The sequence below is a fragment of the Streptosporangium sp. NPDC049248 genome, assembly GCF_040678965.1.
In the GTDB taxonomy this organism is placed as follows: Bacteria; Actinomycetota; Actinomycetes; order Streptosporangiales; family Streptosporangiaceae; genus Streptosporangium; species Streptosporangium fukuiense.
In genome coordinates this window covers 1-21,311 of the sequence record NZ_JBFAQY010000037.1, presented here as the reverse complement: position 1 = coordinate 21,311, position 21,311 = coordinate 1, and the positions used below count along the sequence as shown (strand labels likewise).

General features: G+C 69.5%; 21 protein-coding genes. 7 read left to right on the top strand and 14 right to left on the bottom strand.

All coding sequences use genetic code 11. The features are described 5' to 3' along the window. Nucleotides 1-127 precede the first annotated feature (127 nt). The gene (locus AB0K21_RS40025) at nt 128-352 is read left to right on the top strand and encodes a hypothetical protein (protein ID WP_364157640.1); all 225 of its coding nucleotides are present in this window, start codon (nt 128-130) and stop codon (nt 350-352) included. A gap of 103 nt (nt 353-455) precedes the next feature. Here the strand turns inward: AB0K21_RS40025 and AB0K21_RS40020 are convergent, their stop codons facing one another. From AB0K21_RS40020 to AB0K21_RS40000, 5 genes are all read right to left on the bottom strand, one after another. Next, entirely contained in the window at nt 456-1,355 is a 900-nt protein-coding gene (locus AB0K21_RS40020) for a nucleotidyl transferase AbiEii/AbiGii toxin family protein (protein ID WP_364157637.1), read from the bottom strand. Beyond that, on the bottom strand, nt 1,355-1,969 hold the full coding sequence (locus AB0K21_RS40015; protein ID WP_343962457.1) for a type IV toxin-antitoxin system AbiEi family antitoxin domain-containing protein: 615 nt from the start codon (nt 1,967-1,969) through the stop codon (nt 1,355-1,357). The genes AB0K21_RS40020 and AB0K21_RS40015 overlap by 1 nt, the downstream gene beginning before the upstream one ends. Before the next feature lie 196 nt (nt 1,970-2,165). After that, nucleotides 2,166-3,920: a hypothetical protein gene (locus AB0K21_RS40010; protein ID WP_364157634.1), complete on the bottom strand. Its 1,755-nt coding sequence runs from the start codon at nt 3,918-3,920 to the stop codon at nt 2,166-2,168. Further along, complete coding sequence (locus AB0K21_RS40005; RefSeq protein WP_364157631.1) at nt 3,890-4,162, bottom strand: CGNR zinc finger domain-containing protein; 273 nt, start codon at nt 4,160-4,162, stop codon at nt 3,890-3,892. Before AB0K21_RS40005 ends, AB0K21_RS40010 begins: the two co-directional genes overlap by 31 nt. A gap of 82 nt (nt 4,163-4,244) precedes the next feature. Further along, nucleotides 4,245-4,811 carry a TetR/AcrR family transcriptional regulator gene (locus AB0K21_RS40000; RefSeq protein WP_343962461.1) on the bottom strand — a complete coding sequence of 189 codons (567 nt, stop codon included), beginning with the start codon at nt 4,809-4,811 and terminating at the stop codon, nt 4,245-4,247. Nucleotides 4,812-4,896: 85 nt separating this feature from the next. Here AB0K21_RS40000 and AB0K21_RS39995 point away from each other — a divergent pair, with 85 nt between their 5' ends. Continuing rightward, the gene (locus AB0K21_RS39995) at nt 4,897-5,583 is read left to right on the top strand and encodes an SDR family oxidoreductase (RefSeq protein ID WP_364157628.1); all 687 of its coding nucleotides are present in this window, start codon (nt 4,897-4,899) and stop codon (nt 5,581-5,583) included. A gap of 193 nt (nt 5,584-5,776) precedes the next feature. Here AB0K21_RS39995 and AB0K21_RS39990 read toward each other — a convergent pair whose 3' ends face one another. Further along, nucleotides 5,777-6,361, bottom strand: coding sequence for a TetR family transcriptional regulator (locus tag AB0K21_RS39990; RefSeq protein WP_343962465.1), 585 nt, complete (start codon nt 6,359-6,361; stop codon nt 5,777-5,779). Between the two features lie 220 nt (nt 6,362-6,581). Here AB0K21_RS39990 and AB0K21_RS39985 point away from each other — a divergent pair, with 220 nt between their 5' ends. After that, on the top strand, nt 6,582-6,992 hold the full coding sequence (locus tag AB0K21_RS39985) for a nuclear transport factor 2 family protein (RefSeq protein WP_343962467.1): 411 nt from the start codon (nt 6,582-6,584) through the stop codon (nt 6,990-6,992). 224 nt (nt 6,993-7,216) lie between these two features. Here the strand turns inward: AB0K21_RS39985 and AB0K21_RS39980 are convergent, their stop codons facing one another. Together AB0K21_RS39980 and AB0K21_RS39975 are read right to left on the bottom strand one after the other, a co-directional pair. Beyond that, nucleotides 7,217-7,780 carry a hypothetical protein gene (locus AB0K21_RS39980; protein ID WP_364157623.1) on the bottom strand — a complete coding sequence of 188 codons (564 nt, stop codon included), beginning with the start codon at nt 7,778-7,780 and terminating at the stop codon, nt 7,217-7,219. Nucleotides 7,781-8,034: 254 nt separating this feature from the next. Beyond that, nucleotides 8,035-8,472 (bottom strand): hypothetical protein, encoded by a 438-nt coding sequence (locus AB0K21_RS39975; protein ID WP_343962471.1) that lies wholly within the window; start codon nt 8,470-8,472, stop codon nt 8,035-8,037. Between the two features lie 673 nt (nt 8,473-9,145). Between AB0K21_RS39975 and rfbA the strand changes: the two genes are divergently transcribed. The 4 genes from rfbA (at nt 9,146) to AB0K21_RS39955 (ending at nt 13,697) form a co-directional block, all read left to right on the top strand. Beyond that, on the top strand, nt 9,146-10,018 hold the full coding sequence (gene rfbA / locus AB0K21_RS39970; protein WP_364157619.1) for a glucose-1-phosphate thymidylyltransferase RfbA: 873 nt from the start codon (nt 9,146-9,148) through the stop codon (nt 10,016-10,018). 79 nt (nt 10,019-10,097) lie between these two features. Next, a complete protein-coding gene (locus tag AB0K21_RS39965) occupies nt 10,098-11,249 on the top strand; it encodes a class I adenylate-forming enzyme family protein (RefSeq protein ID WP_364157616.1) in 1,152 nt (383 codons plus the stop codon). After that, on the top strand, nt 11,246-12,763 hold the full coding sequence (locus tag AB0K21_RS39960) for an aromatic amino acid ammonia-lyase (protein ID WP_364157613.1): 1,518 nt from the start codon (nt 11,246-11,248) through the stop codon (nt 12,761-12,763). Before AB0K21_RS39965 ends, AB0K21_RS39960 begins: the two co-directional genes overlap by 4 nt. 19 nt (nt 12,764-12,782) lie before the next feature. Then, nucleotides 12,783-13,697, top strand: coding sequence for a methyltransferase domain-containing protein (locus AB0K21_RS39955; protein WP_364157610.1), 915 nt, complete (start codon nt 12,783-12,785; stop codon nt 13,695-13,697). 147 nt (nt 13,698-13,844) lie between these two features. On the opposite strand, the gene AB0K21_RS39950 is transcribed toward AB0K21_RS39955, so the two are convergent. The 6 genes from AB0K21_RS39950 to AB0K21_RS39925 all read right to left on the bottom strand — a co-directional run bounded on the left by AB0K21_RS39950 (nt 13,845) and on the right by AB0K21_RS39925 (nt 21,236). After that, complete coding sequence (locus AB0K21_RS39950) at nt 13,845-15,056, bottom strand: hypothetical protein (protein ID WP_364157607.1); 1,212 nt, start codon at nt 15,054-15,056, stop codon at nt 13,845-13,847. Nucleotides 15,057-15,128: 72 nt separating this feature from the next. After that, nucleotides 15,129-15,938 carry a TylF/MycF family methyltransferase gene (locus AB0K21_RS39945; protein WP_364157604.1) on the bottom strand — a complete coding sequence of 270 codons (810 nt, stop codon included), beginning with the start codon at nt 15,936-15,938 and terminating at the stop codon, nt 15,129-15,131. Nucleotides 15,939-16,035: 97 nt separating this feature from the next. After that, a complete protein-coding gene (locus tag AB0K21_RS39940) occupies nt 16,036-17,319 on the bottom strand; it encodes an activator-dependent family glycosyltransferase (RefSeq protein ID WP_364157601.1) in 1,284 nt (427 codons plus the stop codon). A 25-nt stretch (nt 17,320-17,344) separates the two neighbouring features. Continuing rightward, nucleotides 17,345-18,616, bottom strand: a complete 1,272-nt coding sequence (locus tag AB0K21_RS39935; protein WP_364157598.1) for an activator-dependent family glycosyltransferase — start codon at nt 18,614-18,616, stop codon at nt 17,345-17,347. Nucleotides 18,617-18,621: 5 nt separating this feature from the next. Next, nucleotides 18,622-19,923 (bottom strand): activator-dependent family glycosyltransferase, encoded by a 1,302-nt coding sequence (locus tag AB0K21_RS39930; RefSeq protein WP_364157595.1) that lies wholly within the window; start codon nt 19,921-19,923, stop codon nt 18,622-18,624. Nucleotides 19,924-19,928: 5 nt separating this feature from the next. After that, a complete protein-coding gene (locus tag AB0K21_RS39925) occupies nt 19,929-21,236 on the bottom strand; it encodes an activator-dependent family glycosyltransferase (protein WP_364157592.1) in 1,308 nt (435 codons plus the stop codon). Nucleotides 21,237-21,311: the final 75 nt, after the last annotated feature.

Genomic DNA, 21,311 nt, shown 5'->3' with positions numbered 1-21,311 from the left:
GCACGGCGGTCCCGATCCGGGGCCGCCGTGCCGCCCAAGACGTACCGCGTGAGGGTGAAACGCGGTGCGTGACGCGGGCGGGCCGCCCACCCGGCCCGCCCGCGTCATCCAGACAGGAGTCCCCGCGATGAACCCCCCGAAACAGGAGCCACTCGCCGTACTGCGCCAGGCATTCCCCGGCTGGTACATCGACCACGACGCCGTCCTCGGCCGCTGGATTGCGATGCGCTACCGCCCCCTCACCACCCAGGAGACCAAGGCCGGCGCCAAGTACTTCCTCCAACGCGCCTGCCCCGAACGGCTCGGCATCGCGCTGACCGGCCAGACGGAACTCCCGCGTACCACTCCCTGAACCGGCGCGGCGAGTGCGGCGGGTATGGTCCGTCGATGACGTCGAACACGTAGCCGATTACTGGACGGGCCCGTATCGCACCCCACAAGGGGTGACTTTGGGCTCAGTTCCATGCTTTGCGTTCGGCGTCCCAGGTACGCCCGGCAGCTTTACCCACCACGAGAGGGTCCGCGAATGTGGTGACAAGATCCGTCAGCTCGACAAAGTCCGGTGGGTGACCAGCGTCAGTCCGGCCCTGTCGTCGTATCCAGGCCGAGTACGAGGACTGTCGTCGCACAGGTAGATCGCTTATCCGAGAACTCAGCGGTTCGAGAATCACGCCTCTGTGCTCGGCAGTGGCCCTGACTGCGGCGGTAAGTTCGTCACCGTTCAAGTTATTGAGAGAGATCAACCGGTAGATGTCGGCGTAATCCCGATCCCGAGTGTTGAGGGCACCCAGGGATACCGCCGTGACGACTTTCTCGGCGATGACCGTGGCGAGAGGGTACCCGTACAACTGGAAGCTCCCACCTGCCAGTTGCTGGGGATAGTCGATGAGCCGAGGCGCGGGTGTGATGGGGTCGCCGAAGCTGACATCCAGTTGGAGCTTCAACCGGGCGCGTGCGATGTTCGAGGCCATGGAGAGCCGGAGCCCGTGATACTCGTCGTCTTGGCGTATTGGCACCGTCCTGAGTGAGGCCGGGTCAAAGGCCACACCATCCTCGACGACTGTTTCGGCTATCCCCGCTATGCGTCGGATGATCTCGGCGTCATCTCCTGGAAAAGCACGGCCAAGGATGTCGATGTCCCTCGTCATGCGGCGGGCGCCGAACTGAGCCAGAAGCAGGCCCCCCTTGAGGACGAAGTGCCGTCCACCGAGCGGCGAGGCGGCCAGCCGAAAGAGGAATCGTTCGAGCACGTACTCGACCATGACCTCATCAGTGGATCTGCCCTCGCGGCGAGCCAGGGCACGCAGGTCGTTGTACACCTGTCCGGCGACGTCAGCGCGGGGTGGGTTGGGCATCAGGCCAGCACCGCCTCGACCGCGGGACGGATCACGGGCATCGCGTTCAGCCTCTCGGCCATGTCCTGAAGGTCACTGACCGCCGAACCACCGCGGGTGCGCAGGTACCGGCCGAGCGCGGAAAGCGCCAAGCTCTCTCCGATCCGATGACGATGTCGCATCGCGTCGACCACACTCCGAGGTGCGCTGTACACAGGAATCCTCTCTCCAGGAGCGGCCTGGAACTCTTCGCGGCCGAGGTCGAATGTGCTGACTGTGTACTGGGACACCACGACAGGTGGATAGGAGATCGACGGGCGATGACTGCCGCGCGCCACTGCGATGTGAACAGCGGAGGGTATGTCGTCGATGAGCTCGTGAAGAGCAAGAGCTGATTCTCCGCAGACGATCGCGCGGGGGACCCGCGTACACACGGCAAGCAGATCAAGATGTGCTGTCTCCGGAGCGCTCGCGTGGCGGTAGACCCCTCGCGACAGCTCGTCGAGCTTTCCGTCCGTGACCAGCTGGGAAAGATCACGGGAGGAGATTCCAGTACGACGCGCCTGAGCAGCGGTGAACGTGGGCGGCAAGGCCGCCAATCGCCCCTCAGGCGCCCGTTCCTCCCTCATCCTCATGTATCAAATCCTACCCATCGGCCTAGGCGAGGGGGAGGGTTTGATACATGAGGACGTGTTTCAGAAACGTCAGGAGTTCGACGCGGCATGCTCCCCGGACGGCCCACACGGTTTGTTCGTGGCACCGGTTGTCATCCAGACAGGAGTCCCCGCTGCGCGTGTTCGCGCACGGTCTGCGCGCAGGGCGGCCGACCGGTCACCGCCACGGGCGGTGGACGACCTTCGTCGCGGAACGGCCGGGGTAGACGACGATCAGGTGCTCCTCGACGGGCGCGTCGGGGTCGTCCTCGTTCCACTCGAACGCGCGGGCGTAGACGCGCATCCGGTAGCGGCCGGGGCCGTCGACGGCCAGGTTGGGCAGCGGCTTGATCGCCCCGCTGTCACCGCCCTCGGGGTACGGCGGTACGACCAGGCGGCCGCTGCGGCTGATGACGCCCACCTCGACCACCCGCTCCCAGCCCTTGAGCCGGAGCGGCGGGGCGGCGCCGAACGCCTTGACGGTCAGGCACATCGGCGCGTTCTCGCCGTCGGTCGTGATGGCGGCGCTGCTGCCGGCGGCGTCGATGAACCCGTCGTCGATGGCCTTGAAGATGTCACCGCCCGCGCCCTCGGTGCTGTCCCGGTCGTCGAAGACGTCATAGCCGCCCCCTTCGAAGAGCAGGTACGCGGCCGTGCCCTGCCGCCTGGCCCGCAGCTTCGGCCAGGGGTCGACGCATCGGGCGTTCATCTCGCTCTCCCACGCGGCCAGTTCCCGCTCCCGCTCGGCCTGTTCGCGCGCCTCGTCCGCCCGCTGCCGGGCGACGACGTCGGGGCACAGGAACTCCAGGGCGTCGCCGAGCTCGCCCGCGCCCGCCGATCCGCCCGCCCGCCGGAGCAGCTCCCGCCGTTCCTCGACACCGGGCACCGCGCACAGTTTCTCGCCGTGGGCCAGGATGCGCTGGTCCGGCAGGTCCTCGGGGAACATCGGGCTCCCCGCGTAGGTGTCGTTCCTGGCCAGGCACAGAAACGCCCGCCGCCGGTCCTGCGGCGGAGTGTCGGCGTAGGACCGGATCCGCTCGCGGCAACCTTCGTCCGCGCCGGTGAAGCTGAACCGGGCGCCTTCCTCGGCGCCGACCACGACGAGCGGCAGCACGAGCGCCACGGCGACGATCGGCCGCGGCCCGCGGCCGGTGGCGGGCCGCGTGGCGGTTTCAGCGGCGGGCATGTCGGCGGGTCCGGCGAGCTCGTGCGCGGTGCGTGCCAGCCACACCGTGTGGAACACGCCGAGCGCGTTCACCACGAGCCCCGGGCCGTCGAACAGCAGCCACTGGAAGGCGAGGTTGAGCACGGGGAAGGCCAGCAGGACGACGAGCGCGATCCGCCCGATGTCGATCGTGGCGCTGCTCCACCGCCCGTCGCGGCGCTGCCCGACGAGGATCATCACCATCCAGCCGAAGCTCGCCAGTCCCAGCAGGCTGATCACCTGGAGGCCGGGGCCGTCGAGGAAGCGCAGCAACGCCGGGGTCAGCACGCCGATCAGGCCGAGCGCCAGGGCGATCGCCCGGAACAGGGCCGAGACCCCGGAGACGACCCGCGCCAGCAGGATCACCGTGGCGGCCCACGCGACCAGGCTCGCGACGTACTCCACGGTGTCGGACAGCTCGTCGACGAGTTCCCAGAGCACCAGGTCGCCGACGACGTTCACATAGAGCAGGCGCCGCAGCCAGACCACGCCGCGCGGCAGCCCCTCGGCGCGCGGCAGCGCGGGACCGCGCAGCACCTGCCACAGCATCCACGCGTTGAGCCCGCAGATCCCGGCGAGCAGGGGCCCCAGCCAGCCTTCCTCCGCGGAGATGCCCCACGTCGAGGCCGCCGCGGCCACCGACAGCGCCGACAGGTCCCCGGACACGGCGGCGAGCACCGCGGCTACCGCCACGACGGTCAGGTAGAGCGCGACGACGACGGCGGCCACGCGCCCGAAGCGGTATCGTCCGATGGCGGCCCAGATTCGAGTGACGATGCGGGTGATCTTAGCGGCATATCGACACGGTTCCCGCGCAGTCGCATCGAGCACCAGCGGCCCGTCCGGGATCGGGAGTGGTCGTGGAAGGCCCACCGGCAACCGTCATTGGCGCAGGCTTTCAGGCGGGCCCACGTCTCGTCGGCCAGTGCCGCCGCCGTCGCGCCGACAACCCGGCCGACCACGGCGTCCATGCCGTCGCCGTGGTCGACGAAGGCGACGCCGTCCGGCGTGAACGTGATGTCGGCGCCGGACCGGCGGGCCTTGTGTCCCGGGTCAGCTGTTCGCCGTCAAGGCGGCGCGTGCGGTGGTGAGGATCTCCTCGGAGAGGGGGGAGCCCTTGGTGGCCCGGGACAGGACGAGTGCGCCGAGCATCGTGCACAGCCGGGTGATGCCGTCCTGGTCCTCGGTGGCGAGCCACTCGGCGAAGTCGCTCACGCCCTCGGCGTAGACGCGGTGGGCCTCGTGATCACCGAGTTCCCGTGCCATGTCGGTGGCGAGCCCGGCGACGGGGCAACCGTCCGCCGGGTTGTCGCGGTGCTCGACGGAGAGGTAGGTGTCGATCGCCGCCCGCTGCTCCGGTCCTGCCGCGCGGCGCCGGGCGAACTCGTCGAAGGCGTGGGCGGTGGCCTCGTCGACGAGCGCCTCCTTGGAGGCGAACTGCTTGTAGAAGCCGCCGTGGGTCAGCCCGCACTCCTTCATGAGGTCGGCGACGCTGACCTGCGTGCCCCGCTCGCGGAACAGCCGGGAGGCGGCTGCCACGACCCGCTTGCGGTTCTCCTGTGCTTGCGCCTGCGACACGCGGCCCATCGGCCACCTCTCAAGTTGGATGTCGGTTGACATCTATCCTATCCTCCGGTTTAGATTATTAACGTAATCTAATTTCCGGGCTCGGTCATCGGAACCGCCCGCGACGCTGGGAGCAAGCATGGAACTGAAGGACACGGTCGCGGTGGTCACCGGCGCCAACCGGGGGTTGGGCCGGCAGCTGGCCGTCCAGCTTCTGGAGCGCGGAGCGAAGGTGTACGCGGCGGCCCGCCGCGCTGAGAGCGTGGACGTGGCCGGTGCCGTCCCACTCCACCTGGATGTGACCGACGAGAAGTCGATCCGGGCCGCGGCCGGCATCGCCTCCGACGCGACGCTGCTGGTGAACAATGCCGGGATCTTCACCGGCACCCCTCTGGTCGCCGGTGATCTGGACTCGGTGCGGCTGGAGATGGACACGAACTTCTTCGGGCCGCTCGCCGTGACACGGGCCTTCGCCCCGGTCATCGAGGGCAACGGCGGCGGCGCCGTGCTCAACGTCCTGTCCGTGCTGTCCTGGCTGCATCCGGCTGGTTCCGGGTCCTATTCGGCGGCCAAGGCCGCCGCGTGGGCACAGACCAACGCGATCCGCGAGGAACTGGCACCTCGCGGCATCACCGTCTCGGCGCTGCACGTCGGGTACATGGACACCGACATGGCCGCCGGCGTTCCCGCCGAGCGGAAGGTCGATCCCGCCGAGGTCGCGGCCCAGGCCCTGGACGGCATCGAGAAGGGCCTCCCCGAAATCCTCGCCGACGACATCACCCGGCACGTCAAGCAGAACCTGGCCGCGGCGCCGAACCCGGTGTGAGGCGCACCCCGCGGCGTCCGTTGTACGTTGCCCCGGGTAGGGACTTCTCACCAGGCGCGGTCAAGGCCCACGTCGAGCCCGCGCATTGGGCGGAGATCTGGACTGCTGAGGTGGTGGCCACCGCGAACGCCGCCCAGCGGCAGACCGAGGGGGTGGGCGCCGGAGGCCGGACCCTCCGCTCTCCTGTCGGTGGTCAGCCGGCCAGGCGGCGGACCATGCGGACCAGCGCCTCGCGCCTCGACCGGGTGCTGTCATCGGCGACCCCGGCCATGAGCATGCGCACGATCTGGGGAGCCGAGAACCACCAGGTGGTCAGGGCGAACACGGCGTAGCACAGGTGCGCGGGATCGAGGTCCTCGCCGATCGCCCCGGACGCCTGAGCCCTGGCCAGGGCTGCGACCTTGTCGGCGTAGTGGGTGGTGCGTTCGTCCTCGGCCGCCACCGCGACCTGGCCGTCCTGCAGCCCTTCCCAGGCCAGCAGGCGCAGGAAGTGCGGGTGTGCGCAGTGGTAGTCGAAGACCCGTCCCGCGTACTCGCCGAGGTCGGCACCCTGTTCGACGCTGAGCGGCACGGCGGCGGCCACCTTGGCCAACTCGGCCTCGAGTACCGCGGTGAACAGCCGCTCCTTGTTGCCGAAGTACTGGTAAATGCGCTCCTTGTTCGCCCCGGCCCGCGCGGCGACGCGGTCGACCCGCGCGCCTTGGGGGCCGTGCTCGGCGAACTCCTGGACGGCGGCGTCGAGGAGGAGCTGCTTGGTCTTGGCGGTGTCCCAGGCCATGGAGGCAGCCTACAAGATTCCAACCAGATAGTTGGACATTTGGTGGCGGGCATGCCAAACTCCAACTGTTCAGTTGGAGATGTGGTCCATCCCGGCCCTGGCATCGGCGTGAAACCCGGGCCCCACCGGAACCCGGCTGATCACACCCGGACCGGAGACCTCCAAGCCTCCGTCCGACCTGCCCGCCACCCCCAGAGACACGAGAGATCGGCACAGAGACATGACCGTGACGCCCGAGACCACCCGCGAGATCGTCGACGCCTTCTTCACCCGCTTCGGCAGCGGGGATCTGCCCGGCCTCCTCGACCTGTTCGCCGACCGGGTGGACTTCTCCGTCCCCGGCGCGCCGAACGTTCCCTGGACCGGGACCCGCTCCACCAGGGACGAGATCGCCGAGTTCTTCACCCTGCTCGGTACGGAGCTCACCCCGGCCGACGAGTTCACCGTCAACGCCACCGTCCTCGACGGTGACCACGCCGTGGTGACCGGACGCAGCCGCTTCGGCGTGCTGTCCACCGGCAAGGCGTTCACCAACGACTTCGCCCTGCACTTCACCGTCACCGACGCCAGGATCAGCGGCTACCACATGCACGAGGACAGCCACGCGATCAGCGTCGCCTTCACCGATTGAGGTCCGGCAGGCAAGGTCACGTTGAGCGGCCACTACCGGGTCCACGACCAAAGCGGCGCCCTGTGGGACTACGACCTCAAGGTCGCCGGGCAGGGCGTGGTCAACACCGTAGCCGCGGGGAACCGATACTTCCTGGTAGATCGCGTGGTAGCGGGTCACCTCTGTCCTACATCCACAGGCCACCACGCGACTCCGCCCGTCGGCGAGCCTGTCCTCACCGACGCTCAGCGTTCGACGTCGGCGCGGAAGGTGGGGAGGAGATCCCTGAGTTCGGCGGCGTTGAAGTTCGGGCCGTACACGATTCCGACCGTGCCGTCGTCGGCCCAGGCACACATGCCCGATGTGGAGTCCAGGTGCAGGGTTTCAATACAGCGGGCGTAGCCGCCGAACGGACCTGTGGGGATCTCGAATTCTTCGCCCGGTGTGCCGACCGCCCGAAAGGTGAGGAGGATGTCGCCCACGGCCGATTGCCACTGGTCGGTGACGACCCTTGCCTCATATCCGGTGAATATGAGGAGCCTGGTCCATTTGCGGCCCTTGGCCTTCTCGGTCTCCTCGTAGCGGGCATTCACCGCGTCGTAGACAGGAGCACCCCCGACGGAGGGCCGGTCGGACAGCAGTTCCTCCCGCGTGGCGAACGGCCACATGGCGTCGAGGCGAAGGCCCGCCGTCCGCTGCGGCAGCGGTTTCACCGGCCAGTGCCCACCCAGAGGGGAAGACGGTGCCGCGGAGCCGCCGGAGCCGCCGGACGCGCACGCCGAGAGCAGGCAGACGGCGAGCATCGCCACCGCCGCGGCTGCCGTACCGTTGGCGCGGCGGGCGGCGCCCCTCCCCGCGGAGAGAACTCCCCGATCGCGAGACGTACATACGGGGCTGAGGACAGGCATGCGTCTTCCTTCATGTTCGGTTCATCATCGCGAGCAGCACAGGGCGTCGGCCCGCGTGGTCCCGCGCGACGTCTTCTGTAGGGGCCCGGTCTGGTCGCCCCGGGCTGCGACATCCGGGGCGACGCGGTGCCTTCCCAAGTCGGTCGGCAACCGGATCAACCGATGGGCGGATAGGGCGGGGACAGGCTCCACGCCTGCAAGCCCGAGCTTCGATCGGTGGAGATGACAACCGGAAGGCCGTCCAACCGGGCCACCGTCATCGTCCGGACCACGTCGGGGTGGACGAACGGCGCGCCGATCTGCTTGCCGGTGGCCAGGTCCCGCACCCGCACCGTCATGTCTGTGCTGCCGGTGACGGCGACTGGGCGGCCGTTCAACTCCGTCACCGCCAACGCCTCCACTGCGGCGATGTGATCTGTGGCCTGCACATAGATCTGCGTGCCGAAGGGGGCGGTCGCCGCAGAACGGGCCGCCGGGGCAGAACCCTTGTCCGTGGTGGAACCACCGGGCGAGGAGGGCGTCTCGCGGCTGTCCGACTGCCAGAACAGGACGACCAAAATGGACACCGCAAGGGTGGCGACGGTCGCCAGCATGCGCCCTCTGACGGGACGGCGTGATGGGCCATCGGTGCTCGACGAGCCGGACTCGGGCATCAGATGCTCTTCTCCGGAGTGGACGTGACGGCTTCGACCAGGTCGGTCAGAGGAAGCTTCGAGTGCGCGGACGGATGAGACGTCGGGTGCGGTCCTATACAGCTCCAGCAGGCCGACGTGCGCCATCACCCTGCTCCGTCGATCTTGCTATTGGCTTGGAATCAGCTTGTGATCCCGGCGCTGGAGATCTGCCGGAAACCTGGCCATGCCCCCATCCGGCCCCGACCCCGGCGCCCGCATAGACCCGTGGCCTTGTTTTTCTGCCTGGCCGCTTGACCCCTCCGGCGGTTGCGTCCACGGAGGTGGTGTACGAGCACATCGGGTCCGTGCCGAACGACGGCCGGTCCCGATGGGCCGTTCGGGCGAGCACGCGGAGCGGGTTCGTGACATCTTCTCATCGCTTGCGGGAAATCCCTTGTGTGAATCGGATGCGGCTGTCGCCGCCGGGCCGCGGATTTCCGGAACGATGTGGTTGACAGCGAACCCGTCAACACGATAAACGGCATCGCTGTTTTCCGGGAAGGGATACGACCGGGTCGGCTGCTTGGCCGGCGGGCGAAACTCTGATTACTCTTGCGCTGCATTCATCCCGAAATCGAGGAGAGGACGGGTGATGAAGGGAATCGTTCTCGCCGGCGGTAGCGGTACGCGTATGTACCCCCTGACATTGGCTACGTCCAAGCAGCTGCTGGCCATCTATGACAAGCCAATGGTTTATTACCCGCTTTCCGTGCTCATGCTGGCCGGCATGCGGGACATTCTGGTGATCTCAACGCCGGAGAGCCTCCCCGCGCTGCGCAACCTGCTGGGCGACGGATCGCATCTGGGGCTCGACATCTCCTATGCCGAGCAGGCGGAACCGCGGGGAATCGCCGAGGCGTTCATCATCGGCGCGGACTACATCGGCAACGACCAGACGGCGCTCATCCTGGGCGACAACGTCTTCCACGGCGCGGGCTTCCCGCGGATCCTGCGGGCCTGTCGTACCAGGTTGAACGGTTGCACGATGTTCGGATACCCGGTCTCTGACCCGGAGCGGTACGGCATCGGCGAGGTCGACGGCAGCGGTGCGCTGGTGTCGATCGAGGAGAAGCCGCTCCGCCCGCGCTCGAACGACGCGATCACCGGGCTCTACTTCTACGACAACGACGTCGTGGAGATCGCCAGGGATCTGGCGCCCTCGCCGCGCGGCGAACTGGAGATCACGGACGTCAACCAGACCTACCTGAAACAGGGGCGGGCCCACCTGGTCCGGCTCGGGCGGGGTTTCACCTGGCTCGACGCCGGCACGCACGACTCGATTCTGGCCGCGAGCCAGTACGTGCAGGTCATCGAGAAACGCCAGGGCGTCCGGGTGGCCTGCCTGGAGGAGATCGCGGTGCGCATGGGATACATCGACGCGGACGCCTGCCACCGGCTCGGCGCCGGGATGAAGAATTCGGAATACGGCCAGTACCTCATGGAAATCGCCCAGTCGCTCGGCTGAGCAGTACTGTCCCGCCAGCGGGACAGCAAATCCGATTCTTTCGTCTCTCTTTCCGCATGCCCGGGGCAAAGGAGTGGCCATGGATTATGCCGAGCTGAGCCCGGCCGAATTGCTTTCTCTTGAATTCACCGCGCCGGCGATGACCGACCGGGCCTGGCAGGTGCGCTGGGACCTCGCCGACCGCGATCCGGGGGAACTGGTGCTCGGCACCCTGCCGCCGACCATCGACTTTCACACCTCGGGGAGCACGGGTCCGAGCCGGTGCTGGCGGCGGCTGCGGGAGAACGTCTGGCTGGAGGCGGGCATGCTCGCCGAGCTGATCGAACCGGAGAAGCCGGAGGCGGTCATCTCCTGCGTTCCCCCGACCCACCTGTACGGGGCGCTGGCGAGCGTGCTGATCCCCGCCCATCTCCGGCTGCCGGTCTGGTACAAACCGACGTTCTACGGTGTCATGCCGCCCATCGAGCAGCGGCGGGTCGTGGTGGTGGCGACACCGTGGATCTTCACGTTGCTGTTGCAGCACATGAGCTGGGTCCGCGAGCTGGAGCACATCACCGTGCTGTACGGCGGCGCGATGCTCCCCGCGACGGCCGGGGAGTTCCTCGCCGAGGCGGGCCCGGACCGGGCGCTCATCGTGGAGGTGCTGGGCTCCACCGAGGCGGGCGGCATCGCGACCCGGCGCTGGCGGGAGGGCGAACCTCCCCCCTGGACCCTCTTCCCCGACGTGTCCTTCGCCGATCCCGAGCCTGAACCCGAACCCGCCGGATCGGACGAGGACGAAGAGGTACCGCTCGTGATCCGCAGTCCCCGGCTGGCGTTCCGGCCGGACGAGCGGCCGCCGCCGCTCTGGGAGGCGGACGACCACGTCCAGCCGTTGGACGAGCGGACCTTCCGGTTCGCCGGTCGCCGCACCCGGCTGGTCAAGGTGAACGGCCGCCGGATCAACCTGGACGAGGTCGAGCACGCGCTGCGCGCCGTGCTGGACTGCGAGGACCTCGCGGTCGTCCCCGTCGCCGACCGGATGATCGGCGAGCACGTCGACCTGCTGGTCGTGCTGAAGCCGGGCACGGAACTGGCCGACCTCGACCTGTCCGCCGCGTTCGACCGGATCGGGGTCCGCCCGAAGCGCGTGCACGCGGTGCCCAGGATCGAGCGGTCCGCGCTGGGCAAGGTGCGGCACCTCCAGACATCACCCACCACCGAGGCAACCGAAGCAGAGGTAGCGAAGTGACACTGACCGCCGAGATGACGAGCAGCGAGACGACCGGTGCGGCGTACCTGGCGGAGATCGCCAGGAGCGCCTCCTGGGATGGCCGGATCGATCCGTGCGACGACGCCGACATCGCCAGGATGGAGGCCAGCGCGGCGACCGTCGCGAAACATCTGGCCGCCGACCAGCCCATCTACGGCCTCACCCAGGGATTCGGCCCGCTCGTCACGTACGCCGCGGAATCGGAGATGGAGCAGGGCAGCTCGCTGATCTCACACCTGGGCACCGGCCAGGGCAGGCCGCTGAGCCCGGAGGTGTCCAGGCTTGTCTTCTGGCTGCGCCTCAACAGCATGCGCCGAGGGTTCTCGGCGGTCTCGCCGGAGTTCTGGCAGACCCTGGCCGACCTGTGGAACGCCGGTTTCACCCCGGTGATCCCGCGGGACGGCACGGTCAGCGCGAGCGGGGACCTGCAGCCGCTGGCCCACGCGGCGCTGACGTTCACCGGATTCGGCGAGGCGTGGATGCGCGGCGCCGGCGGCGGCTGGGAGACGAGACCCGCCAGGGAGGCGCTCGCGGCGCTGGGCGCCGAGCCGTTCGAGTGGCCGGTCAGGGAGGCGCTTGCCTTCGTCAACGGCACCGGCGCCAGCCTGGCGGTGTCCATCCTCAACCACCAGTCGGCGGTGCGGCTGGTCCGGGCGGCGGCGATGCTGACCGGCCGGCTGGCCACCCTGCTGCGGGCCAACAGCGAGCACTACGACGACGGCCACGCGTTCGCCCGCGGCCAGCTCGGGCAGCTCACGGCGGCCAGGTGGATCAGGCGGGAACTGCCCCAGGGCCTGGTCCGGGACGAGCGGCGGCCGCTGCAGGAGCCGTACAGCCTGCGGTGCGCGCCGCAGGTGCTCGGCGCGGTGCTCGACCAGCTCACCTCGGCGGGTGACGTGCTGGCCAGGGAGGCGAGCGGCTGCCAGGACAACCCGATCGCCTACGAGGGCCAGATCCTGCACGGCGGCAACTTCCACGCCATGCCGGTCGGCCTCGCCTCCGACCAGATCGGGCTCTCCCTGCACATGGCCGCCTACCTGGCCGAACGGCAGCTCGGCCTGCTGCTCAGCCCGGCCACCAACGGAGACCTGCCGCCCATGCTCACGCCGAGGGCCGGCCGGGGCTGCGGGCTGGCGGGCGTGCACATCAGCGCGACGTCGTTCGTCTCCCGGATCAGGCAGGTCGTCTACCCGGCCTCGCTGACCACGCTGCCGACCAACGGCTGGAACCAGGACCACGTCCCGATGGCGCTCAACGGGGCGAACGCGGTGTCGGACGGCCTGGAGCTGGGCTGGCTGGCCATCGGCTCGCTGGCCCTGGGCGTGGCCCAGCTCGCCGTGATGGTCGGCGAGGAGCCCCAGGCCGACGGGATCTGGGCGGAGCTGGCCGAGATCTCCCCGCCGCTGGACGCCGACCGGCCGATGGCCCAGGAGGTGCGGGACGCCCGCGACCTGCTCGACCGGCACGCCGCCACGGCGCTCGCCGCCGAGTGACGAGGGAGGGGACGAGCCGATGAGCATCGAACAGCTACGGCGCAGCGCGCGTGACTTCATCTCGGCCACGACGCGTTCGGCCTTCGAGCCCCCGACGCCGGAACAGGTCGCCGAGTTCTACGACAGGAACGGTCAGGCCCTCTCGGAGATGTACGGCGGGCAGACGCACGTCGGGTACTGGACGGGGCCCCAGGACGGCAGCGAACTGGGCGAGGCCGGCGTCCGGCTGACCGATGTCATGATCGGAAAGCTCGGGGTGGGGCCGGGCGACAGGATCCTGGACCTCGGCTGCGGGTCGGGAGCGTCGGCCGTCCAGGTGGCGCGGGCGACGGGCGCGGAGGTGGTCGGTGTTTCGATCAGCGCCGGCGAGGTCGACACGGCGGCCGCTCTGGCCAGGGCCGAGGGCATGGAAGGGCAGGTGCGGTTCCAGCGGGGCGACGCGCTGAATCTGTCGTTCGCCCCCGGCTTCTTCGACGCCGTCCTGGCGATCGATTCCTTCGTGCACCTTTCCGACCAGGTGCGGGCCCTGAGCGAGATCGGGCGCGTCCTGCGCCCCGGGGGCAGAGTGGTCCTCACGGACTACGTCAGGCGGGGGCCGGAGCTCAGTGAGGAGGAGGAGTACGCGCTGGCGGAGATGTCGGCGCTCTGGCGTATGGTCCCCATGCCACGGGCCGAGCACTACCCGGAATTCGCGCGTCAGGCCGGTCTGGTCATCGACGAGGTCGCGGACATCACCGAGCACACGAAGTACTCGTTCGGAAAGCTCTATCTGAAAGCCGGTGAGTATGTCCGGCGACACGGTGAGCTACCGCCGGACCTCGCGCGAATCTTCGGCAAGGGAAGCGACGAGGACTGGCTGGAGGCGGCGGAAGGACCGCAGTACGAAGGTGTCGTCCTCGTCGTGGCCCGCCGGGCGGAGGCCGGCCTGTCCTGACGGTCGGCGTGGGAGGGGAGGGATCTCTCCGAGAGGTCCCTCCCCTTTCCGTGCTCTCTTTCTGACGGCGCCTGTCTCGGCGGCGCGGGTCGCGCGTCCAGGACCGCGACCCGCGCCGGGGGCGTCAGGCGACCCCGCTGTGCGTCGTCAGCCGTACTGCTTCAGCGCCAGCGGCCGTGCCGGCCGGCCATCCCGCATCACCACGTTCATGAGCAGGTCCGCCGTCTGGTTCGCGCGCGTCACGCTCAGGGAACCCCGGTGGTACGTCGTGCCGGACCTGTGCAACTCCAGGAAGCTCTCGATCCGCGGGCGCAGGGAGCCGTCGGGCTCAAGGACCCAGCACCCCCTGGCCGTCCAGGGCGGCATGGCCGCCGAGCACCAGGTCCGCGGCAGGCCCCGCAGGTGCACCCGGGCCATCGCCCTGCCCTGCGCGATACCGGGAGCGGGCTGGTAGAACGAGAGCCGAATGGCATGCGGGTCGATCTTCCGCAGCGCCCCGGTCTGCTCGTAGAGCAGGACCATCGCCAGGTAGCGGACGACCCTGTCGAGCCACTGCGTCTCGTTCTCCGCGGGATAGAGCTTGCGGAGGCGGCCGAGGTAGTGCCGTCGCGTCTCGGCTCCGATCTCCCCGCGCCATCCCGCGGCGCACAGCTCACCGAATCGGGCCTCGGAGTCCTCCTCCGCCGTCCAGTAGGCGTGCAGCAGGTCCCGGTTCTGCTCGGCCTGTGCGATGCACTCGCGGTAGTCGGCGTCGACCGTGTCGTGGAACAGGTAGGGCTGTATGGACTTTCCGGCCACCACCCCGATCAGGTCGATCAGACCGTCCGCGTACAGGCGGGAGTTCACAGTGATCGACTTCTGGACGGAGGGGGAACGGCCGTAGGCGTCCTCGTACCACACGCCGAAGTCCTCGATGATCAGACTGATGCGGGCGCCCGGTTCGTAGATCTCGGAGATGTCCGTCACGATCTGGGTGAGTCGCAACACGGTGAAGAGCTCGGCGATGTCGATGCCCTGGTCCTCGTCGCGGACGTAGTGCTTGATGCATCCCCACATCGTCGAGAAGGGGATCGGCTCGTTCCGCGACACCGCCCGGTCGATGCGTTCGCGCAGGATCCGGCGCCCGTCCGCGTCGGGCCTGGGGGCGAAACGCGTGTGCCGCGAACCGACGACGATGTCGAGGATCCGATCCACCGTCGAGCCAGGACGTGGCGCCTTCCCGCCGCGCAGAATCCCGGAAACGGCCCGCGTCATCAGGTCGGGCGGGATCGGGAGGCCCTCGGTGGACCAGGAAAAAGTGAGATCGCCGCCGGTTTCCCCCATGGTCGCCGCGTCGTCGAAATGCTGCTCCCCGGACATCGTTCTCCTTTCGTGAATGTGATGTCCCCGTGGGTGAGAAGGCGGGCACCGGCCTCGCGGCCGGTGCCCGGCTCAGGCCTCCTTGCGCCAGTACACGCCGCACCAGTCGATGTCGACGATCGGATCGGTGATGGCGTGCTCGTTCCGGTAGTCGTGGACGGCCTTGGCACAGGCCTCCAGCGCGTGGTAGTCGTCGACGATGAGGAATCCGCCCGGCGACAGCTTGGGATAGAGGTTCACCAGCGCGTCCATCGTGGACTCGTACAGGTCGCCGTCCAGGCGCAGGACCGACAGGCGCTCGACGGGCACGGTGGGCAGGGTGTCGGCGAACCGGCCCTTGACGAACTCGACCTGTTCGTCGAGCAGGCCGTACCTGCGGAAGTTCTCCTGCACCTGCTCCTGGGAGATCGCGAGCGGCTCGAACAGGTGGATGCCCCACAGCGGCTTGTCGTCCGGGTAGCGCTCGTCCGGCTCGGGGATCCCCTCGAAGGAGTCGGCGACCCAGACCCGCCGGTCCGTCACGCCGTGCGCGGCCAGCACGGCGCGCATGAAGATGCACGCGCCGCCCCGCCACACCCCCGTCTCCATGAAGTCGCCGGGCACGCCGTCGGCCAGCGCGCGTTCGGTGCACTCCTGCAGGTTGTTGAGGCGCTTCATGCCGATCATGGTGTGCGCGTCACGCGGCCAGTCGCGGCCCTCGCCACGGCCCTCGGCGCTGAACTCGACGAGTTCGGCGCCCGTCATTCTCAGCTCGGTCTGTTCTCCGTCGGAGACCTCGACGATGTCGACGTTGGAGACGTCCATGTCCGGGTCCTGGTAGACCGTGTTGCAGACGACTCGCTTCATGAGGTCGAGATAGAGGTCGGACGCTGTCATCGTCATGTGTTCTCTCCGGTTTTCTTGGTGGTTCGGGGGGCGTTCGAGAAATGTGCGGGCGGTGTTGCCGGAGCCCGGGCGAGCCGGATCGGCTTCCTTCGCTTCACCGGGGCGCGGTGCGGTGTTTGGCGGCGAGCTCCTCCAGGTGGGGGACGAGTTCGTTGGGAGTGGGCAGAGCCCGTATCTCGTCGCGCAGCCGGATCGCGCCGTCGCGGAAGGCGGGCTCGCGCAGCAGCCGGAGCACACTTTCGCGGATGTTGGGGCCCGTGGCCTCGCTGGGGTGCAGCCGCAGTGCCCCGCCCTGAGCGGCGAGCTTGCGCGCCATGATCGGCTCGTTGAAGTGGTAGCCGATGGCGAGCTGGGGAACGGCGTGTAGCGCGGTGGTGAGGACGGTCCCGTCGCCGGCGTGGTTGATGACCGCCGAGCAGGTGGGTGCGAGGGCGTCCAGGGGCGCGTACGACACGAGCCGCGCGTTGTCGGGGACGCGGTCGAGTTTGTGCTGCTCGCTCTCGGAGACCGTGGCGACGAGTTCGACGTCGAGGTCGGCCAGGGAGTCGAGGACATCCTGCACACCGACCGTGTAGCCGCTGAAGAGTTCGGTGGCGGCGAAACCGAGGGTGAGGGCGACTCGGGGGCGTTCGGGCGCGGTCCACAGCCACTTCGGCACGGAGGCGGGACCGCCGTGGGGGACGTACCGCATCCGCAGGTAGTGCTGCGAGCCGGCCTGGTCGCTGAGCGAGGCGGGGAGTTGATGGATGGTGAAGTGGCCGGTGGCCATGTCCTCGGTGAAGTCGAAGCCGTACTTGCGGCCGTAGGCGCCGAGCCAGTCGGCCAGGGGGTCGGCGCGCTCCTCGGGGGGCTGTTCGGCCTTGAGCCGCAGGAAGTGGTCGCGGGCGATGCCGAAGACGTCCAGGCTCCACAGCAGGCGGGCGTGCGCGGCGCCGCAGGCCTTGGCCGCGATCGGCCCGGAGTAGGTGAAGGGTTCCCAGATGACCAGGTCGGGCTGCCAGTGCCGGGCGAAGTCGACCAGGCCCGCGATCATCGGGGCGTTCTCCGCCTTGTACCCCTCGACGGTTTCGAGGTATCCGTCCAGCATGTGACGCCAGGTGGCCTTCGCCGGGTCGTCCGCGACGTCGTAGGGCGGGGACAGCCCGACCCTGGCCTTCTCCAACTGCTCCTCGGTCACGCCGTAGATCTTGAAGAGCTTGATGATGTCGAGGTCCCGGCCGACGGGCACGGCGGTCAGCCCGGCCTGGGTGATCATGTCGGCGAACTTCGGCTGACTGGCGACCCGGACCTCGTGGCCCGCGGTGCGCAGTGCCCAGGCCAGCGGGACCAGTGGCAGGAACGTGCTCGTTCCCGGGTTGACGGCGAACAGGACGCGCATGGTGGTGGTGTCTCCCGATCCCGCGTCAGCGGTGTTTGGCGGTGAGTTCTTCGAGCTGGGGGACGAGCTGGTTGGGGCTGGGCAGGGCGTGGATCTCGTCGCGGAGGTCGGCGGCCCGGTGCCGGAAGGCGGGTTCGCCGAGCAGCCGCAGGACGCTCTGGCGGATGGCCTGACCGGTCGCCTGGTCGGCCCGGATCACCAGGGTGGCGCCCTGTCCGGCGGCCTGCCGGGCGAACGCGGGCCCGTCGAAGTCCCACGGCAGGGCGAGTTGCGGGATTCCGTAGAGCGCGGTGGTGAGGAAGGTGCCGAACCCCGCGTGGTTGATGACCGCCGAGCAGGTGGGCGCGAGGGCGTGCAGCGGCGCGTACGACACGAGCCGCGCGTTGTCGGGGACGCGGCTGAGCCTGTGCCGCTCGCTCTCGGGGACCGTGGCGACGAGTTCGACGTCGAGGTCGGCCAGGGAGTCGAGGACGTCCTGCACGCTGACCGCGTAACCCGCCTTGTGGTCGGTCAGGCTGAGTCCCATCGTCAGGGCGACTCGGGGGCGTTCGGGCGCGGTCCACAGCCACTTCGGCACGGAGGCGGGACCGCCGTAGGCGACGAACCGCATCGGGAGATAGGACAGATCCGCTCGCACGCTGAGCGAAGCGGGGATCTGGTCGATGGTGAAGTGGCCGGTGGTCATGTCCTCGGTGAAGTCGAAGCCGTGCTTGCGGCCGTAGGCGCCGAGCCAGTCGGCCAGGGGGTCGGCGCGCTCCTCGGGGGGCTGTTCGGCCTTGAGCCGCAGGAAGTGGTCGCGGGCGACGCCGAAGACGTCCAGGCTCCACAGCAGGCGGGCGTGCGCGGCGCCGCAGGCCTTGGCCGCGATCGGCCCGGCATAGGCCAGGGGTTCCCAGATGACCAGATCGGGCCGCCAGTGCCGGGCGAAGTCGACCAGGCCCGCGATCATCGGCAGGCTGCCGGGCCGGTGCCAGGTGCGCAGCGCCTCGGCGTACCCGTCGGCCAGGTGCCGCCAGGTGCCCCTGGCCGGATCGTCCACGACGTCGTACGGCACGGGCAGGCCGTACGCGGGGTCCCAGGTCCAGTCGGGGATACGGTGGTCGCGGGCCAGCAGCTGCCACAGGTCGGCGTCCCGGCCGACGGGCACGGCGGTCAGCCCGGCCTGGGTGATCATGTCGGCGAACTTCGGCTGGCCGGCGACCCGGACCTCGTGGCCCGCGGTGCGCAGTGCCCAGGCCAGCGGGACCATGGTCAGCAGGTGCGCCTTCTCCGGGTTGGCGACGAACAGCACACGCATCGTCCTCACCCCCCACCGATCGCGGACCCGGCGAGCGGCGCGTGCCGGTGCGCCGCGGCCAGTTCCTCAAGGTCGCCGGCCAGCTCGTTCGGCGTCGGCATGGCCAGCATCTCCTCGCGCAGCAGGGCGGCCCCGTGCCGGAACCGAGGTTCGTTCAGCAGCCGCAGCAGGCGGTCCCTGATGGTGGTGCCGGTGGCCTGCATGGGGTGCAGGGCCAGCCCGGCCCCCTGCGCCGCGATCCGGCGTCCCAGCGCCGGGCCGTCGCCGTCCCACGGGACGACCAGGTGCGGGACCGCGTGCAGCGCGGTGGTGGCGAGGGTGCCGAAACCGGCGTGGTGGATCACTGCCGAACAGGTGGCCGCCAGAGCGTCCAACGGTACGAACGGCACAAGCCGGGCGTTGTCCGGGATCGAGGCGAGCCTGTCCCGCGCGGCCTCGGAGACGGTGGCGACGAGCTCGACGTCCATGTCGGCCAGCGCCTCCAGTACGTCGGGCAGGTCGACCACGTATCCCGCCCCGTGGTCGGCGGTGCTGAGCCCCATCGTCAGCGCGACCCTGGGGCGTCCCGGGGGCTCCCGCAGCCACGACGGGACGACCGCCGCGCCGCTGTAGGGCACGTAGCGCATCGGCACGTACCGCAGGTCGGCCTCCAGGCGCAGCGAGCGCGGCAGGAGGCTGATCGTGAACTGGCCGGTGACGAGTTCCTCGGAGAACTCGAAGCCGTACTTGTGGGCGTAGCCGCCGAGCCAGTCGGCAAGTGGGTCGGCCCGGTCCCCAGGGGGCTGCCGTTCCATGAGCCGCAGGTGGTGGGCGCGGGTCACGGCGAGGCTGTCCACGCTGAACAGCAGGCGGGCGTGGGCGGCGCCGCACGCCTCGGCGGCGATCGCGCCGGCGTAGGTGGTGGGCTCCCAGACGACCAGGTCGGGTTTCCAGGACCGGGCGAACTCCACCAGGTCCGCGACGATCGGGACGTTGCTCATCTTGTGCCAGCGGCTGACCTGGAGCTCGTACCCGTCCTTCAGGTAGCTCCAGGTGACGTCGCCCGGATGCCACTCGGCCGCGTCGTAGGGGACGGGCAGTCCGCCGACCCCCGCGGGGAGCCAGTGCATGTGCCGGCTCATGAGTTGCCACAGGTGCCGCTCCCCGCCGACCGGCACCGCGGTCAGACCCGCCTGGGTGATCACGTCCGTGAAGACCGGCTGGACGGCGAAGACCACCTCGTGGCCGGCGGTGCGCAGTGCCCAGGCCAGTGGGGCCATGGCCAAGAAGTGCGTCTTCTCCGGGTAGGTGGTGAACAGGACGCGCATCGGCCTCACCCGTCGCCGCGGTGTTCGGCGACGAGCTCCTCCAGCCGGGGGACGAGCTCGTTGGGCGTCGGCATGGCGAGGAACTCCTCGCGCAGCAGGGCGGCCCCGTGCTGGAACCGAGGTTCGTTCAGCAGCCGCAGCAGGTTCTCGCGGACGGCCTCGCCCGTCGCCTTGGCGGCGTGCACGGCCAGGCCGGCGCCCTGCGCGGCCAGACGTTCGGCCAGCGCCGGCTGGTCGACGTCCCACGGCAGCGACAGCTGGGGCAGACCCTGCAGGGCCGTGGTGGCGAGGGTGCCCACCCCGGCGTGGTGGATGACGGCGGAGCAGGAGGCGAGCAGCGCCTGGAGCGGCACATAGGGCACCGGGCGGATGTTGTCCGGGATCCTGGCGAGCTTCCGCTGCTCCTCCTCCACGATGGTGGCGACGATCTCGATGTCGAGATCCCCCAGGGCGTCGAAGAGGTCCTGCACATCGACCGGGTAACCGACGGCGCGGTCGGTGACGGTGAGCCCCATGGTGATGGCGACCCTGGTCCGCTCGGGCGGGGTGGACAGCCACTTCGGTACGACCGCCGGGCCGCCGTAGGGGGTGTACCGCAGCGGGAGGTAGTTCAGGTTCGCCCGCATCCGCAGCGAGGGCGGCAACATGTCGATGGTGAACTGGCCGGTGATGAGCTCCTCGCCGAAGTCGAACCCGTACTTGCGGGCGTAGGAGCCGAGCCAGTCGGCCATCGGGTCGGCGCGGTCGTTCTCCGGGCGTTCGGCGCCGAGCCGCAGGTAGTGGTCGCGGGTGATGCCGTAGACGTCCGCGCCGATGAGCAGGCGGGCGTGCGCGGCACCGCAGGCCCTGGCGGCGATCGCGCCGGCGTAGGTGGTGGGTTCCCAGACGACCAGGTCGGGGCGCCAGCTCTGGGCGAACTCCACCAGGCTGCTGATCATGGGGACGTTGCTCTGCTTGTGCCACTGGCCGATCTGCAGCTCGTAGCCGTTGCGGAGGTAGTCCCAGTCGACGTCCTCGGGCTCCCACTCCGCCGCCGCGTACGGGGTGGGCCAGCCCACCTCCTTGCTGCCGGTCCACTCCTCCGTCCACTCCTTCTTGGCATGGGCCATCTCCTTGAGGCGGCCGAGGTACTGCCACAGGTCGCGGTCGGTGCCGATGGGCACGGCGGTCAGGCCGGCCTGGGTGACGACGTCGGCGAACTTGGGCTGGACCGCGACGCGCACCTCGTGGCCGGCCGTGCGCAGCGCCCAGGCCAGCGGAGCCAGCAGCAGGAAGTGCGTCCGTTCTGGATATGTGGTGAACAGGATGCGCATGGTGGTGGTGTCTCCCGATCCCGCGTCAGCGGTGTTTGGCGGTGAGTTCTTCGAGCTGGGGGATGAGCTGGTTGG